The 14,144-nt window shown below is 67.7% G+C and carries 14 protein-coding genes and 1 other RNA gene; 12 read left to right on the top strand and 3 right to left on the bottom strand.

Going from position 1 to position 14,144, the window contains the following annotated elements:
• Positions 1 to 177 precede the first annotated feature (177 nt).
• Positions 178 to 1,173, top strand: a complete 996-nt coding sequence (locus tag BLW40_RS14405; protein ID WP_074769780.1) for an RluA family pseudouridine synthase — start codon at positions 178 to 180, stop codon at positions 1,171 to 1,173.
• Positions 1,174 to 1,254: 81 nt separating this feature from the next.
• Here the strand turns inward: BLW40_RS14405 and BLW40_RS14400 are convergent, their stop codons facing one another.
• From BLW40_RS14400 to BLW40_RS14390, 3 genes are all read right to left on the bottom strand, one after another.
• Positions 1,255 to 1,977: a Bax inhibitor-1/YccA family protein gene (locus BLW40_RS14400; RefSeq protein WP_074769778.1), complete on the bottom strand. Its 723-nt coding sequence runs from the start codon at positions 1,975 to 1,977 to the stop codon at positions 1,255 to 1,257.
• Between the two features lie 93 nt (positions 1,978 to 2,070).
• Positions 2,071 to 4,617, bottom strand: a complete 2,547-nt coding sequence (locus BLW40_RS14395; protein WP_074769776.1) for an ABC transporter permease — start codon at positions 4,615 to 4,617, stop codon at positions 2,071 to 2,073.
• Positions 4,614 to 5,303, bottom strand: coding sequence for an ABC transporter ATP-binding protein (locus tag BLW40_RS14390; RefSeq protein ID WP_074769774.1), 690 nt, complete (start codon positions 5,301 to 5,303; stop codon positions 4,614 to 4,616). The genes BLW40_RS14395 and BLW40_RS14390 overlap by 4 nt, the downstream gene beginning before the upstream one ends.
• Before the next feature lie 217 nt (positions 5,304 to 5,520).
• Here BLW40_RS14390 and BLW40_RS14385 point away from each other — a divergent pair, with 217 nt between their 5' ends.
• From BLW40_RS14385 to BLW40_RS14335, 11 genes are all read left to right on the top strand, one after another.
• Positions 5,521 to 8,331 (top strand): ATP-dependent DNA helicase, encoded by a 2,811-nt coding sequence (locus BLW40_RS14385; RefSeq protein WP_074769772.1) that lies wholly within the window; start codon positions 5,521 to 5,523, stop codon positions 8,329 to 8,331.
• A 164-nt stretch (positions 8,332 to 8,495) separates the two neighbouring features.
• Entirely contained in the window at positions 8,496 to 8,708 is a 213-nt protein-coding gene (locus tag BLW40_RS14380) for a hypothetical protein (RefSeq protein WP_244511205.1), read from the top strand.
• A gap of 3 nt (positions 8,709 to 8,711) precedes the next feature.
• Positions 8,712 to 9,038, top strand: a complete 327-nt coding sequence (locus tag BLW40_RS14375) for a cell division protein ZapA (protein ID WP_074769768.1) — start codon at positions 8,712 to 8,714, stop codon at positions 9,036 to 9,038.
• A gap of 15 nt (positions 9,039 to 9,053) precedes the next feature.
• Positions 9,054 to 9,211: non-coding RNA, 6S RNA (ssrS, locus tag BLW40_RS14370), on the top strand.
• A 19-nt stretch (positions 9,212 to 9,230) separates the two neighbouring features.
• Positions 9,231 to 9,824 carry a 5-formyltetrahydrofolate cyclo-ligase gene (locus BLW40_RS14365; protein ID WP_074769766.1) on the top strand — a complete coding sequence of 198 codons (594 nt, stop codon included), beginning with the start codon at positions 9,231 to 9,233 and terminating at the stop codon, positions 9,822 to 9,824.
• Positions 9,821 to 10,636, top strand: coding sequence for a TIGR00282 family metallophosphoesterase (locus BLW40_RS14360; RefSeq protein ID WP_074769764.1), 816 nt, complete (start codon positions 9,821 to 9,823; stop codon positions 10,634 to 10,636). Before BLW40_RS14365 ends, BLW40_RS14360 begins: the two co-directional genes overlap by 4 nt.
• A 137-nt stretch (positions 10,637 to 10,773) precedes the next feature.
• Positions 10,774 to 11,526, top strand: a complete 753-nt coding sequence (locus BLW40_RS14355; protein WP_074769762.1) for a YebC/PmpR family DNA-binding transcriptional regulator — start codon at positions 10,774 to 10,776, stop codon at positions 11,524 to 11,526.
• A gap of 30 nt (positions 11,527 to 11,556) precedes the next feature.
• Entirely contained in the window at positions 11,557 to 12,057 is a 501-nt protein-coding gene (gene ruvC, locus BLW40_RS14350) for a crossover junction endodeoxyribonuclease RuvC (protein WP_074769760.1), read from the top strand.
• Positions 12,054 to 12,686 (top strand): Holliday junction branch migration protein RuvA, encoded by a 633-nt coding sequence (ruvA, locus tag BLW40_RS14345; protein ID WP_074769758.1) that lies wholly within the window; start codon positions 12,054 to 12,056, stop codon positions 12,684 to 12,686. The genes ruvC and ruvA overlap by 4 nt, the downstream gene beginning before the upstream one ends.
• Complete coding sequence (ruvB, locus tag BLW40_RS14340) at positions 12,683 to 13,726, top strand: Holliday junction branch migration DNA helicase RuvB (RefSeq protein WP_074769756.1); 1,044 nt, start codon at positions 12,683 to 12,685, stop codon at positions 13,724 to 13,726. Before ruvA ends, ruvB begins: the two co-directional genes overlap by 4 nt.
• Complete coding sequence (locus BLW40_RS14335) at positions 13,726 to 14,142, top strand: YbgC/FadM family acyl-CoA thioesterase (protein ID WP_074769754.1); 417 nt, start codon at positions 13,726 to 13,728, stop codon at positions 14,140 to 14,142. The genes ruvB and BLW40_RS14335 overlap by 1 nt, the downstream gene beginning before the upstream one ends.
• Positions 14,143 to 14,144 lie beyond the last annotated feature (2 nt).

Below are 14,144 nucleotides of genomic sequence, written 5' to 3'. Positions count from 1 at the left end.
ACCTTCCGTCGTATCGTTGGGTGGGTTTTGGGTGGGGCTTGCTCGACGGGGGATCAAGCGGAAACCTTATTGTGCGCTCTGCATATGTTTCCGGTTAGCTGGAAAATCAATGGCTGGCCCGGAAACGGCGGCGGCGATTCCTTGGCGTTGCCGCCGCCGCCTGATATAGCTCCAGCCATGAGCGACGTTAGCATTCTCACGGTTTCACCCGACGACGCGGATATCCGCGTCGATCGTTGGTTCAAACGCCATTTCCCCACCGTCAGCCACGGGCTGCTGGAAAAATGGCTGCGCACCGGGCAGGTGCGGGTTGATGGCGGCCGGGTCAAGGCCAGCCAGCGCCTGAGTGCCGGTCAGGCGGTGCGGGTGCCTCCGCTGCCGACCGGACCGGCTCCGGTAATCCAGGCCCCGCGTCCGGCGGTCGATGAGCGCACCGCCCGCGCCTTGCAGGATGCGGTGCTGTATCTCGACGACGACGTGATCGTCTTGAACAAGCCGCCGGGGCTGGCGGTCCAGGGCGGCACCGGCATGGCCGACAACCATCTCGACGCGATGCTGGACGTGCTGCGCTTCGACGCGCCGGACCGGCCCCGTCTGGTCCATCGTCTCGACAAGGATACGTCGGGGGTGCTGCTGCTCGGCCGCTCGGCCGGAGCCACCGCCAAGCTGGCCGCTCTGTTCAAAAGCCGCTCGGCTCAGAAATGTTATTGGGCGCTGGTCGCGGGCGTGCCCAAGCTGCGCCAGGGTCGGATCGACGCGCCGCTGTCGAAGCTGGGCGGCAAGGGCATCGAGAAGATGGGCGTCGATGAGGAAGACGGCCGCCACGCCATCACCTATTACCGGATCGTCGATTCGGCGCTGAAACGGGCCGCATGGCTGGAGATGGAACCGCGCACCGGCCGGACCCACCAATTGCGGGCGCATTGCCTGCTGCTCGGCACGCCGATCCTGGGCGACGGCAAATATGGCGGCAAGGACGCGATGATCGAGGGCTTTGGCCTGTCGCGCAAGCTGCACCTCCACGCCCGCGCCCTACGGCTGCCCCATCCCCGCACCGGCAAGCGGCTGGAGGTGATCGCCCCGCTTCCCACCCATTTCAAGACCGGGTTCGAGCTGTTCGGCTTTACCGAGGCCAGCGCCGGGGCGCCGTTCGACGCCTTCGAAGTGGATTAATCAGCAATCTGATCGGGACAAGAAAAAGGCCCCTCCCGTCCGGGAGGGGCCTTCGTCATGTCCGGTTGCCCGGTCCCGATCCTACTCGCGGCGGTCGCCGAGGAATTGGAGCAGGAAGGTGAACATGTTGATGAAGTCCATGTACAGCGACAGGGCACCCATCACCGCCGTCTTGGTGGCGGTGTCGCCGTAATTGGCGCCTTCCCAGTACATTTCCTTGATGCGCTGGGTGTCGAACGCGGTCAGGCCGGCGAAGATCAGCACGCCCGCGGCCGAGATCACGAACTGCATCATCGAGCTCTGGAGGAAGATGTTGACGATGCCGGCGATCAGCAGGCCGATCACGCCCATGAACAGGAAGCTGCCGAAGCCCGACAGGTCCTTCTTGGTGGTGTAGCCATAGAGGCTAAGCGCGGCGAAGGCGGCGGCGGTGATGAAGAAGGTCCGCGCCACCGACGCGCCGGTGTAGATCAGGAACACCGACGACAGCGAGGCACCCATCAGCGCGGCGAAGACCCAGAACAGGGCCGACGCGGTGGCGCCGCGAATATGCTCGATCCGCGCGCTGAGGAAGAACACGAAGCCGATCGGGGCCAGCATCACCACCCACTTCAGCGGGGTGCCAAAAATCGCCTGGGTCAAAACAGGCGTCGAGGCCACCAGAAGGGCGACGATACCGGTCAGGGCCAGCCCCGAGGCCATGTAATTGTAGACCCGGAGCATGTATTGCCGCAGGCCCACATCGATCTGGGCCGCCTGGGCCTGGGCGGTGGTCATATATCTGCGGTCTGTTCCGAAGGACATTGTCGTTCCTTTGACGGGTGAGGTTGATCCTGCCCACAATATGGGCGAGTCTCCAAACGAATCAAGTTACGGTAAACGCATACACCCGCTTCACTATTCCTCGCGCAGCAGCGGCGCGGCTTTGACCCGGAGCGCCTGCCAGGTTCCAACATACCCGGCGATCAGGGCGGCGACCAGACATCCGGCGAGGGTGACGAGGGTGAGGCTGGGCAGGAACACCCACCCCATTTTCATCACCTGAGTCAGCAGCGCCCACGAGGCCGCTTGCGCCACCAACGCCGCCGCCAGCCCGGTTCCCAGCCCGATCAGACCGAACTCGATCAGATAGGCGCGGCGGATCTGGGCGCGGCTGGCTCCCAGCACCTTCAGCACCACCGATTCCCATACCCGGCGGCGATGACCGGCCATCACTGCCCCGGCCAGCACCATCGCTCCGGCCGCCAGCGTCACCGCCGCTGCGGCGCGGACGGCCAGATCGGCCTGATCAATCACGCCGCGGGCGGTGTCCAACGCTTCCTTGACCCGGATCGCCGAGATGTTGGGCAGCCGGTCGGTGACCGCTTTCTCAACGGCCAACCCGTCGCCGCCACCGCCGCGCAAGGTCGCGATCACGGTATAAGGGGCGCCGGTCAGCGCCCCCGGCGAGACCAGGAAGGCGAAGTTCATCGACAGGCTGCTCCAGTCGATGTCGCGCAGCGAGGCGACTTCGGCGTCGATCTCGCGCCCCAGCACGTTGAGCCCGACCCGGTCGCCCACCGACAGGCCAAAACCCTTGGCGACGGCGCGGTCGACCGAGACCAGCGGCGGGCCATTATAATCGGTCGGCCACCATGTTCCTTCGACCAGCCGGGTTCCGGGCGGCGGCACGATCGCGGTGGACAGGCCACGGTCGCCCCGGGCCGCCCAGGCGACGTCGGGGGCGATATGGGCCGCCTCGACCGGGATGCCCTTGATCGCGGTCAGCCGTCCCCGCACCATCGGCGCGGTCTCCAGCGTCGCGGTGGGATCGGCGGCGGCGACGGTCTGGCGCAGCGGTTCGACCTGATCGGGCTGGACGTCGATAAAGAAATAGCTGGGGGCAACGCGGGGCAGGCGACGGCCGAACTGGTCGGCCAGATTGCCTTCGACCAGGGCAATCGTCACCAGCACCGACAGCCCCAGCCCGAGCGACAGTACCATCCCCACCACCGTCGAACCGGGCCGGTGCAGGTTGGCGAGCGCCATCCGCCAGCCCGGCCCGATCAGACGGCCATGGTGCTGGGTCAGTTTTGCCGCGACGTGCGACAGTGCCCAGGCCAAGGTGCGGAACAGGGCGAGGACGGCGATGGCGACGACGACGAACCCGGCGGCCAGCGGCTTGCTGCCCGACGACAGCACCGTCAGCGCCGCCAGCCCGACCGAGGCCAGTCCCAACCCCAGCAGGGTGGGGCGGTCGGACCACAATGAGGTGTCTGCGCCGTCGGGCTCGATCCGCTGGCGAAACAGCAGCGCGGCGGGGACGCGGCGGGCGCGACCGAGCGGAGCCAGGGTGAACACCAGCGCCGACAGCACGCCAAAACCGGCGGCGACGATCAGCGGAACCGGGAACAGCCCAGCCGTGGCGGGGAGGGGGAGGGACTCTCCGGCAAAGGCGATCGCCAGCGGCACCAGCGCGGCTCCGGCGGCCAGTCCGATCACGATGCCGATCAGGGCCATCAGCCCGACCAGCAGCAGATAGGTGAGCAGGATCAGCCGGACGGGCGCCCCCAGGCATTTCAGGGTGGCGATGGTGTCGGTGCGGCTGTCGAGATAGGCGCGGACGGCATTGGCGATGCCGATCCCGCCGACCAGCAGCGCGGTCAGCCCGACCAGGGTCATGAAGGCGGCGACGGTGTCGAGAAAACGACCCAGACCGGGGGCGGGTTCGGCGGTGTCGCGAATTTGCCAGGGGGCGTCGGGAAAGCGCTCGGCCAAGCGGCGGCGCAGGTCGGCGGGATCGGTGCCGGGGAACAGCGCGACCCGCAGCGTATGGCGGATCAGGCTGCCGGGCCGGACCAGCCCGGTTTCGGCCAGGGCTTCGTCGGCGACCATCAGGCGGGGGCCGAACCCCATCGCATTGGCAATGCGGTCGGGCTCGCGCACCAGGATGGCGCGGACCTCAAGCTCGGCATCGCCGAGATGAAGGCGGTCACCGGGCGACAGTCCCAGCCGGGTCAGCAGATTGGGGTCGGCGACCGCGCCCCAATGGCCGTCGCGCAACGCCAGCGCCTCGGCCAGCGGTTGGACGGGCGACAGTTCGACCTGACCGACCAGGGGATAGGCTTTATCGACTCCCTTGACCTCGACCAGGGTACGGTCGCGATTGTCATCCAGGGTCGCCATGCCCCGCATCTCGAGTCCGGCGGTCACCGCGCCGACCGAGGACAACAGCGCGACCTGTTCGGGTGTCGGCGGCTGGGCCGGTTGGGCAAAGGCGAGATCGCCGCCGATCAGGGTGCGTGATTGTTCGGACAAGGCGGTTTCGAACGCGGCGCGCAGACTGCCTGCGGCGGCGATTGCGGCAACCCCCAGGGCCAGACAGGCGACCAGCAGGCGAAAGCCTTTCAGGCCGCCGCGCACTTCGCGCCGGGCAAACAGCAAGGCGAGGCGCAACGTGCTCATGCGCCGATCCGACCGTCTTCGACCCGGACGGTGCGATGGCAGCGCGCCGCCAGTCCGTCATCGTGGGTGACCAGAATCAAGGTGGTGCCGAGACGGGTGTTGAGGTCGAACATCAATTCGATGATCGAGCGTCCGGTCGCGCCGTCGAGATTGCCGGTCGGTTCGTCGGCCAGCAACAGGCGGGGACGGGCGACGATGGCGCGGGCCAGCGCCACTCGCTGTTGCTCGCCGCCCGACATCTGGCCGGGATAGTGACCCTGGCGGGTGGCCAGCCCGACGAGGTCGAGCGCGGCGGCGGCGGCATCGAACGCATCATTGCGTCCGGCCAGTTCGAGCGGCACCGCGACATTTTCCAGCGCGGTCATCGTCGGGATCAGGTGAAAGGCCTGGAAAACGATGCCGATATGATCGCGGCGCAGCCGGGCCAGCCCGTCTTCGTCCAGGGTGGCGAACTCCTGTCCGGCGACGGCGACCCGGCCCGAACTGGGCCGTTCCAGCCCGGCTAGGATCATCAACAGGGTCGATTTGCCCGATCCCGAGGGGCCGACGATGCCCAGGCTTTCCCCGGCGGCGACGGTAAGGTCGATTCCGCGTAAAATATCGACTTGGCCCGCGGCACCGTTGAGGCTGAGAGTAACCTTCTCCGCAACGACAAGCGGCTGGTCGGCTGGGGTAGTCTCGGTCATGGCGGGGAGGGTGCTTTCGAAACGGGACGGACGTGCTTCGGATATGGGACGTGCCCCGCGAGAGTCAATCGACCGGAGCGGAGCGACTGGCGCATTGAGCGCCCGCGAGCCCATGCGAGCGAAAGCCAAGCGACCGGAGGTCGCGCCCGGCGCTTGAGGGGCATGTCACCCCGGTAACCACGGTGACAAACCGGGAACATCCGGGTAGTGTCGGGGGATGACACCTTCTCCCCGCATCCTCATGCCCCAGGTTCCGGTGCTGGTCGCCGGGCTGCGCGGCTCCGTCCTGCTTGAACCCGATGGCGAGTGTCTGCGCCTGTCGCCTGCCCAGGCGGCGCAGCGGGCGCGGGGCGACATGCCGCTGGTCTGTCACGGCCCATCGGTGGCGGCGCGGCTTCGGATCGAGTCGTTCGAACGCTACGACATCTTGGAATTGTTCGCCTTTGTCCGTCCGGCGCGGTTCTGCCTGCCGACGCCGCGCGGGGTGGCCGAGGCGCTGGGGCTGGTCGCCCCGCTTGACCCCGAGGACGAGGCCGAGACGCTGCGGGTGGCCTGTCGTCGCTTGCTGGAAGATTTATCGGCCGGTCTGGCGGTTGCTTCGGTGCGGCGGGTCGCCGAAGTGCGCGGGCTGGCCTGGATGATGGCGCGGGGCGGCTGGAGCTGGGGCGCTCCGGTGCTGGCGGCGCTGGGAGTTGAAGGCGAGGGCGGACGGGGCGTTGCCGCAATCCGGGTGTGGGAGCGACTGCCGGAATGGAACGAATCCGCGCCCGAGCCTCCGGCCGGAAGTCTGCCGGTCGCCCCGGCCGAGGCGCGGGCGCGGCTGGCGTCGATGCTGGGCGAGGGGGCAGAGCAGCGCTCGGGGCAGGCCGATTATGCTTCGGCAGTGTCGCAGGCGTTCCTGCCCCGCGACGAGGCGGGCGAGCCGCATCTGGTGCTGGCCGAGGCCGGGACCGGCACCGGCAAGACCCTGGGCTATATCGCTCCGGCCAGCCTGTGGGCCGAACGCAACGGCGCGCCGGTGTGGATTTCGACCCACACCCGCAACTTGCAACGCCAGCTTGATGTCGAACTGGACCGGCTCTATCCCGATCCGGCGGAAAAAGCCCGCAAGGTGGTGATCCGCAAGGGACGCGAGAATTACGTCTGCCTGCTGAATTACGAGGAATTCGCCTTGCGCGACAATGCCCGCGCCGCAATCGCGGTCGGGCTGGTGGCGCGCTGGGTCGGCGCGACCCGCGACGGCGACATGGTCGGCGGCGACTTTCCCGGCTGGCTGGTCGATCTGCTGGGGCGCGGCCCGACGCTGGGGTTGACCGACCGGCGCGGCGAGTGCGTGTTCTCGGCCTGCTTCCATTACCGCAAATGCTTCATCGAGCGGGCGGTGCGCCGTGCCCGCAAGGCCGACATCGTCGTCGCCAACCATGCCCTGGTGATGATCCAGGCGGCGCTGGGCGGGCTGGACGATGGCGCGGTGCCGACCCGGCTGGTGTTCGACGAAGGCCACCACGTTTTCGATGTCGCCGATTCGGCTTTCTCGCTGCATTTGACCGGGCAGGAAGGGGCCGAGATGCGGCGCTGGCTGCTGGGGCCGGAAGGCGATGGCGGCCGGTCGCGGGCGCGTGGTCTTTACCGCCGCGCCGAGGATCTGGTCGGCGGATCGGAAGAGGCGGCGCTGGCGCTCGATCAGGCTCTGGCCGCCGCGCGGCATTTGCCCGGACCGGGCTGGGTGCAGCGGCTGGCGGTCGAGGAACCCCAAGGTCCAGCCGAGAGATTCCTCGCCCAGGTCCGCCGTCAGGTGATGGCCCGGTCCGAGTCTCCCGATTCTCCCTACAGCCTGGAAACGCCGACCCGGCCGCCGGTCGAGGGGCTGGCGGCGGCGGCGATTGATCTGGCGACGGCGCTGGTCGGACTGGAGCAGCCGTTGCAGGTGCTGGCCAAGGCGCTGGCGGCGCTGCTCGACGACGAGGCGGCGGAACTCGACAGTTCGACCCGGTCGCGGATCGAGGGGATTTGCCGGGGTATCCAGCGCCGGGTGGTGATGCCGCTGACGGGATGGAAGAACATGCTGGCGACGATTGCGACCGATCCGGCCATAGCCGACGCCTCCCCGCCCAGCGCGCCAGCGGGAGAAGACGGGGAGGCCGTCCCGGTTTATCCCGACCGCTATGTCGATTGGCTGGCGGTCGAGCGGATCGAGGGGCGCGAGATTGACGTCGGGCTGCACCGCCACTGGCTCGACCCATCCTTTCCCTTCGCCCGCGCGGTGATGGCCCCGGCCCATGGGGTGGTGATCACCTCGGCGACCTTGCGCGACGGTTCGGGCGAACCCGAGGCCGATTGGCGCGCCGCCGAACGCAGCACCGGCGGCTGTCATCTGCCCGCCCCGCCGCTGCGGGCGGCGGTGACCTCGCCGTTCGATTATCCCGCCAGTACCCGCGTCCTGATCGTCACCGATGTCCGCAAGGACAATATGGATCAGGTCGCGGCGGCCTATCGCGAACTGTTCCTGGCGGCAGGCGGCGGCGGGCTGGGCCTGTTCACCGCGATCTCGCGGCTGCGCGAGGTGCATCGCCGCATCGGTGGGCCGCTCGAAGATGCCGGTCTGCCGCTGCTGGCCCAGCATGTCGATGCGATGGACAGCGCCACCCTGGTCGATATCTTCCGCGCCGAGCAGGAATCCTGTCTGCTCGGCACCGACGCGATGCGCGACGGAGTCGATGTCCCCGGCCGCGCGCTGCGGCTGATCGTGTTCGACCGGGTGCCGTGGCCGCGTCCCGACATCTTGCACCGGGCCCGGCGCGATTGCTTCGGCGGCCGCTTCTATGATGATCGCATCACGAGATTGCGGCTGAAGCAGGCGTTCGGGCGGCTGGTCCGCCGCGCCGACGATCACGGCGTGTTCGTGCTGCTCGACCCGATGATGCCGTCGCGGCTGTTTGGGGCTTTTCCGAAAGGCGTGGTGCCGGAACGGGTCGGTCTGGCCGAAGCGGTTCGGCGCACCGCCGCCTTTCTGACGCCGCGAGGCTGATCGCCCAAGACGGGCCGTAGCCGAGCCCCGAGACGGGGGGAGACGGGACGGGGCGGAGACGCGGACAAGCAAGGCGCGTTGACTCGCCCGGACTTCGGCCATACCCTCGGGGCCAATCCGAACGGAAAGGGAAACCGGGCGTGGAACAGCGTCGGGGAACGGGCTTGCAGCGAACGGAAGACGCGATGCAGCGGCTGGGGGCGGCGATTGACCGTCTGGAAAGTGCCGCGGCGCGGGTCGGTGCCGGCGATCTTCTGCTGGCGGGCGAATTGCGCGAGTCCCGCGAGGATTACGAGCGCCTGGACGAAACTGTCCGCATCGTCGCCGGTCGTCTCGACGACACCATCGACCGTTTGCGCGGCCTGCTGGAGGACTAGGGTTTGGCCGTCGTCACCATCACCATCAATGGCCGTCTGTACGATATCGCCTGCGAGGACGACCAGTCCGCCCGGGTCCAGGCGCTGGGGCGCGAGATCGATACCCGTGCCCAGGCCCTGCTGTCCGCCGTCGGCGTCGTCAGCGATTCCCGCTTGCTGGTGATGCTGTGCCTGCTGCTGGCCGATGAATTGTCCGACGCCCATGACAACGTGTCCGGATTGGACCGGGTTGCCGCCGCCACCGACGATGGTGACGCCCGTCTGGCCGGGCTTGTCGAGCAATTGGCCAGCCGTATCGAGGCCATTGCGACCCGTCTGGAAAGGGCCTAGTCTGCCACTGGGAGCGGTTTGCTGCGCGGTGCGTCAGACAGCCTACGTCCCTGGGGCCAATAACGACCTCTCGGGGGCTGTCCCTGCCGGAATCGTGGTTCCGGCATATGGCCACCCACCTGCGTAAGCAGGCCACAGAGGACATGCACGTCAACGGCCGAGGTGGCGCCGCTCCCGCTTGAAGCATCTTTCATGACGTCTTCTTCTTCCTCTCCATCCGCCCTGAAACAGTCCCTGCGCCGCGAGGCGTTGAGGCTGCGGCGCGGCCTGTCCGACCGGTTGGGTCCGGCGGCGGCACAGGCGGTCGCCGCCTGGGGCGATCGGCTGAGTGTCGGGACGGGGAGTGTGATCGGGGGCTATTGGCCGCTGCCGGGCGAACTCGATCCCCGTCCGTTGATGGAGGCCCTGGCCGCGCGCGGAGCCGCCCTGGCCCTGCCCGAGGTGACCGCGCCCGACGCGCCGCTGGCCTTTCGCGGCTGGAGTCCGGGTGATCGGCTCGAGCCCGGCCCGCACGGTACCGCTCATCCCACCCCGGCCGCGCCGCGGCTGATTCCAACCCTGCTGTTGGTGCCATTGCTGGCGTTCGACGCAAAAGGGTTCCGTCTCGGCTTCGGGGGCGGCTACTATGACCGCACCCTGGACGCCCTGCGTCGGGGCGACGGCGTGGTTGCCGTCGGTCTGGCCTTTGCCGCTCAGCAGAGTCCGGCCTTGCCGTCGGAACCGTGGGATCAGCCGCTGGATATGATCCTCACCGAGGAGGGATTGCTCACCGTGGTGCGCGCATGAGATTGCTTTTCCTGGGTGACGTGGTCGGTCGCGCCGGCCGTGACGCCATTTTGGCGCGGATGAAGGACATCCGGGCTCGTCTGTCGCCCGATTTCGTCGTGTTGAACGGCGAGAACGCCGCCCATGGCTTCGGACTGACCCCCAAGGTCTGCGACGAATTCTTTGCCGCCGGTGTCGATGTGGTGACCTTGGGCAACCATGCCTGGGACCATCGCGAGATTCTGCCCTACATCGATTCCGAACCCCGGCTGTTGCGGGCGCTGAACTTTCCTCCTGGGACTCCGGGCAAGGGAAGCGGGGTCTATGCCCTGGCACGCGGTCGCCGGGTCGCGGTGATCCAGGTGATGGGGCGGTTGTTCATGGACCCGCTCGATTGCCCCTTCGCCGCGCTGGAGCGCGAGTTGACCCGGCTGCGGATGGGGCCGGGCGGGGTCGATGCGATCATCGTCGATGTCCACGCCGAAGCCAGCAGCGAGAAGATGGCACTGGGTCACGTCCTCGACGGCCGGGTCAGTCTGGTCGTCGGCACCCATTCCCACATTCCGACCGCCGACGCGCAGATTCTGCCGGGCGGCACCGCCTATCTGACCGATGCCGGGATGTGCGGCGATTATGATTCGGTGATCGGGATGAAAAAGGGTCCGGCGATCCATAAATTCGTCCGCAAGGTGCCGGGCGAGCGGCTGTCGCCGTCCGAAGGCCCCGGCACGATCTGCGGGGTGATGATCGAAACCGATGACCGCAGCGGACAGGCGGTTCGGGTCGCGCCGCTGCGTTTGGGGCCGCGCTTGCAGGAGTGTTGGCCGGGATAAACAAGTGGTCGGCGCATGCACGGGTCTTGCCATGTCGTCGGCTTTGGCGTAATCGGGGCATCGCGGTCGTCGCCCGCCACCGCTCGTGGCGTGGGCACGGCCCGTTCTCCATTTCATCAGGGGACTCGCACGGGACCATGGCCGGTCATTCGCAGTTCAAGAACATCATGCACCGCAAGGGTGCCCAGGACGCCAAGCGCGCCAAGATCTTCACCAAGCTGATCCGCGAATTGACGGTGTCGGCCCGATCGGGGCTGCCCGATCCGGCGTCGAATCCACGTCTGCGCGCGGCGGTGATGGCGGCGCGCGGGGCCAACATGTCGAAAGACACCATCGACCGCGCGATCAAGCGCGGCAGCGGTGGCGGCGACGACACCAATTACGAAGAAGTCCGCTACGAGGGCTATGGCCCCGGCTCGGTCGCGATCATCGTCGAGGGTCTGACCGACAACCGCAATCGCACCGCGTCGGAAATCCGTTCGGCCTTCACCAAGAACGGCGGTGCGCTGGGCGAAACCAATTCGGTGTCGTTCATGTTCGACCGCGTCGGCGCGATCCGCTATCCGCTGGTGACCGGCACCGCCGACCAGATGTTCGAAGGTGCGCTCGACGCCGGGGCCGACAATGTCGAGACCGACGACGAGGGGCACGAGATCACCTGTGCGCCCGACGATCTGGCGGTGGTGCGCGATGCGCTGGAAGCCCGCTTCGGCACGCCGGAATACGCCCGGCTGGACTGGAAGCCCCAGACCGCCGTCCCGGTGTCCGACGAAGATACCGCCAAGACGCTGATGAAGTTGCTGGAAGCGCTGGAGGACAATGACGACGTCCAGCGGGTCCAGGCCAATTTCGAGATTCCCGACGCGATCATGGAACGCCTGGGCGGCTGATCCGCCACGGCCCACGGGAGACTTCAGGCTATGAGGGTGCTGGGTCTCGACCCGGGCTTGCGCCAGACCGGCTGGGGCATCATCGACATGACCGACAACCGTCTGCGCCACGTCGCCGACGGTGTCGTTCGTTCGGATGCGTCCCTCAGTCTGGCCGAGCGTCTGGTCCAGCTCCATGACGGTATCGCCGCGATCCTGGCCGCCTTCTCGCCCGAGGAGGCGGCGGTCGAGGAAACCTTCGTCAACAAAAACCCCGAAAGCACCCTGAAGTTGGGTCAGGCGCGCGGCATCGCTTTGTTGGTTCCCGCCCGCGCCGGGCTGATGGTGGGCGAATACGCGCCGACCCGGATCAAGCAGGCGGTGGTCGGCACCGGCCGTGCCGCCAAGGAGCAGGTGGGGATGATGGTCCGGACTCTGCTGCCCGGCTGCCTGGCTGAAACCCCCGATGCCGCCGATGCCCTGGCGGTCGCGATCTGCCACGCCCACCATCTCGGCACCCGCAAGCGCCTCGACCAAGCGGTGCGGTCATGATCGCCCGTCTGCGCGGCACCGTCGATTCGGTCGGCGAGGATTGGGCGGTGATTGATGTCGGCGGCGTCGGCTATCTGGTGTCCTGCTCGGGGCGGACCCTGGCCCGGCTCGCGCCCGGAACCGGGGTGACCCTGCTGGTCGAAACCCATGTCCGCGAGGATGCGATCCAGCTTTACGGCTTCGCCGAAAGCGGCGAGCGCGACTGGTTCCGCCTACTGACGACGGTGCAGGGGGTGGGGGCGCGGGTGGCGCTGTCGATTTTGTCGGTGCTGACGCCCGATCAGTTGTTGCGGACGCTGGCCGCCGGGGACAAGGCCGGGCTGACCCGGGCCAATGGCGTCGGGCCAAAGCTGGCGCTCAGGATTTTGACCGAACTGAAGGACAAAGCGGGCGGTATCGCCAGCGTGCCGCCCGGCGCCGTCTCGGTCGCGGGCGGGGGCGGCAGCTTTGCGCCCGCTGCCGCTGGACCGATCGAGGATGCGGTGTCGGCGCTGGTCAATCTTGGCTATCGTCGGCTTGAAGCCTTCGAGGTGGTCGGGTTGGTTGCCGCCGAGTTGGGCGAGCAGGCCGAGGTGCCCGCTTTGATCGGCGCGGCGCTGAAGCGGCTGGGTCGGGACATGCTGCGATGAGCGAGCCTCGCGTGGTTTCTCCCCAGCAAGCGGCCGAGGATAGCGAGGCGTCGGTGCGGCCGCTGATCCTGGACGATTTCATCGGTCAGCGCAGCGTCTGCGACAATCTGAAGGTGTTCATCGACGCGGCGCGGGCGAGGGGCGAGGCGCTTGACCATGTGCTGTTCCACGGCCCGCCCGGTCTGGGCAAGACGACGCTGGCCCAGATCGTCGCCCGCGAACTGGGGGTAGGATTTCGGGCCACGTCGGGGCCGGTGATTCAGCGGGCGGGCGATCTAGCGGCGCTGCTGACCAATCTGGAGCCGCGCGACGTTCTGTTCATCGACGAGATTCATCGCCTTAATCCTGCCATAGAGGAAGTCCTCTATCCTGCGATGGAGGACTTTCAGCTCGATCTGATCATCGGCGAAGGTCCGGCGGCGCGGTCGGTCCGGATCGATCTGCCTCGCTTTACCCTGGTCGGAGCGACGACCCGGTCCGGTTTGCTGACCACGCCTTTGCGGGAGCGGTTCGGCATTCCGTGCCGGATGAATTTCTATTTGCCCGAGGAAATGGAAGCGATCGTGCGGCGCGGAGCCGGAGTGTTGGGATTGGCGATGACCGAGGACGGAGCTGGCGAAGTGGCCCGCCGCTCGCGCGGCACCCCGCGCGTGGCCGGGCGGCTGTTGCGCCGGGTGCGCGACTTCGCCACCGTCGCCGGGCGGCTGCCGGTCGATGCCCAGATTGCCGATGCCGCGTTGCGGCGCCTTGAGGTCGATCGGATGGGGCTGGACGCGATGGACCGCCGCTATCTCGGCCGCATCGCCAGCGATTACGCCGGTGGCCCGGTGGGGGTCGAAACCCTGGCGGCGGCGCTGTCGGAAAGCCGCGATACGCTGGAGGAAGTGGTCGAGCCCTATCTGCTGCAACAGGGCTTGCTGCAACGGACTCCGCGCGGGCGGATGCTGTCGGCGAGCGGCTATCGCCATCTTGGGCTGACGCCGCCGCGCGAGATGCCCGACCAGCTCGATTTGCTGGCCGATCCGACGGAGGAGTTTTGATGCCGCGTCATCTCCACCCGGTCCGAGTGTATTACGAGGATACCGACGCAGGCGGCATCGTCTATCATTCCTGCTATCTGAATTTCGCAGAGCGCGCCCGCACCGAGATGGTGCGCGAGCTGGGGATCAGCCAGCAGACCCTGTTGCAGGACGGCACCGCCTTTGCCGTTCGCCGCGCTGTCGTTGACTTTTTGCGACCGGCGCGGCTGGACGACCTGTTGACGGTCGAGACCGAACTGCGCGCGCTTGGCGGGGCCAGTCTCGACCTCGATCAGATCATCCGGCGCAACGACGATGGCACGGAATTAGTGCGTATCGGCGTGCGCCTGGGCTATATCACCCTGTCGGGCAGGCCGACGCGGCTTCCAGCCGCGATGCGCGACCTGTTCGGGACTTGGATCAGCGAAAGGCAGTAGAT

This window comes from Magnetospirillum fulvum (genome assembly GCF_900108475.1).
Classification (GTDB): domain Bacteria; phylum Pseudomonadota; class Alphaproteobacteria; order Rhodospirillales; family Magnetospirillaceae; genus Phaeospirillum; species Phaeospirillum fulvum_A.
The sequence above is the reverse complement of the archived record's forward strand: the minus strand, read 5'-3'. Positions and strand labels throughout refer to the sequence as shown.

What these genes read in the sequence shown, in the direction of transcription:
- BLW40_RS14390 (WP_074769774.1), bottom strand. Translation starts at nt 5,303, where the DNA reads ATGACCGAGACTACCCCAGCCGACCAGCCGCTTGTCGTTGCGGAGAAG.
- ruvB (WP_074769756.1), top strand. Translation starts at nt 12,683, where the DNA reads ATGAGCGAGCCTCGCGTGGTTTCTCCCCAGCAAGCGGCCGAGGATAGC.
- BLW40_RS14395 (WP_074769776.1), bottom strand. Translation starts at nt 4,617, where the DNA reads ATGAGCACGTTGCGCCTCGCCTTGCTGTTTGCCCGGCGCGAAGTGCGC.
- BLW40_RS14360 (WP_074769764.1), top strand. Translation starts at nt 9,821, where the DNA reads ATGAGATTGCTTTTCCTGGGTGACGTGGTCGGTCGCGCCGGCCGTGAC.
- BLW40_RS14400 (WP_074769778.1), bottom strand. Translation starts at nt 1,977, where the DNA reads ATGTCCTTCGGAACAGACCGCAGATATATGACCACCGCCCAGGCCCAG.
- ruvC (WP_074769760.1), top strand. Translation starts at nt 11,557, where the DNA reads ATGAGGGTGCTGGGTCTCGACCCGGGCTTGCGCCAGACCGGCTGGGGC.
- BLW40_RS14385 (WP_074769772.1), top strand. Translation starts at nt 5,521, where the DNA reads ATGACACCTTCTCCCCGCATCCTCATGCCCCAGGTTCCGGTGCTGGTC.
- BLW40_RS14355 (WP_074769762.1), top strand. Translation starts at nt 10,774, where the DNA reads ATGGCCGGTCATTCGCAGTTCAAGAACATCATGCACCGCAAGGGTGCC.
- BLW40_RS14365 (WP_074769766.1), top strand. Translation starts at nt 9,231, where the DNA reads ATGACGTCTTCTTCTTCCTCTCCATCCGCCCTGAAACAGTCCCTGCGC.
- BLW40_RS14335 (WP_074769754.1), top strand. Translation starts at nt 13,726, where the DNA reads ATGCCGCGTCATCTCCACCCGGTCCGAGTGTATTACGAGGATACCGAC.
- ruvA (WP_074769758.1), top strand. Translation starts at nt 12,054, where the DNA reads ATGATCGCCCGTCTGCGCGGCACCGTCGATTCGGTCGGCGAGGATTGG.
- BLW40_RS14405 (WP_074769780.1), top strand. Translation starts at nt 178, where the DNA reads ATGAGCGACGTTAGCATTCTCACGGTTTCACCCGACGACGCGGATATC.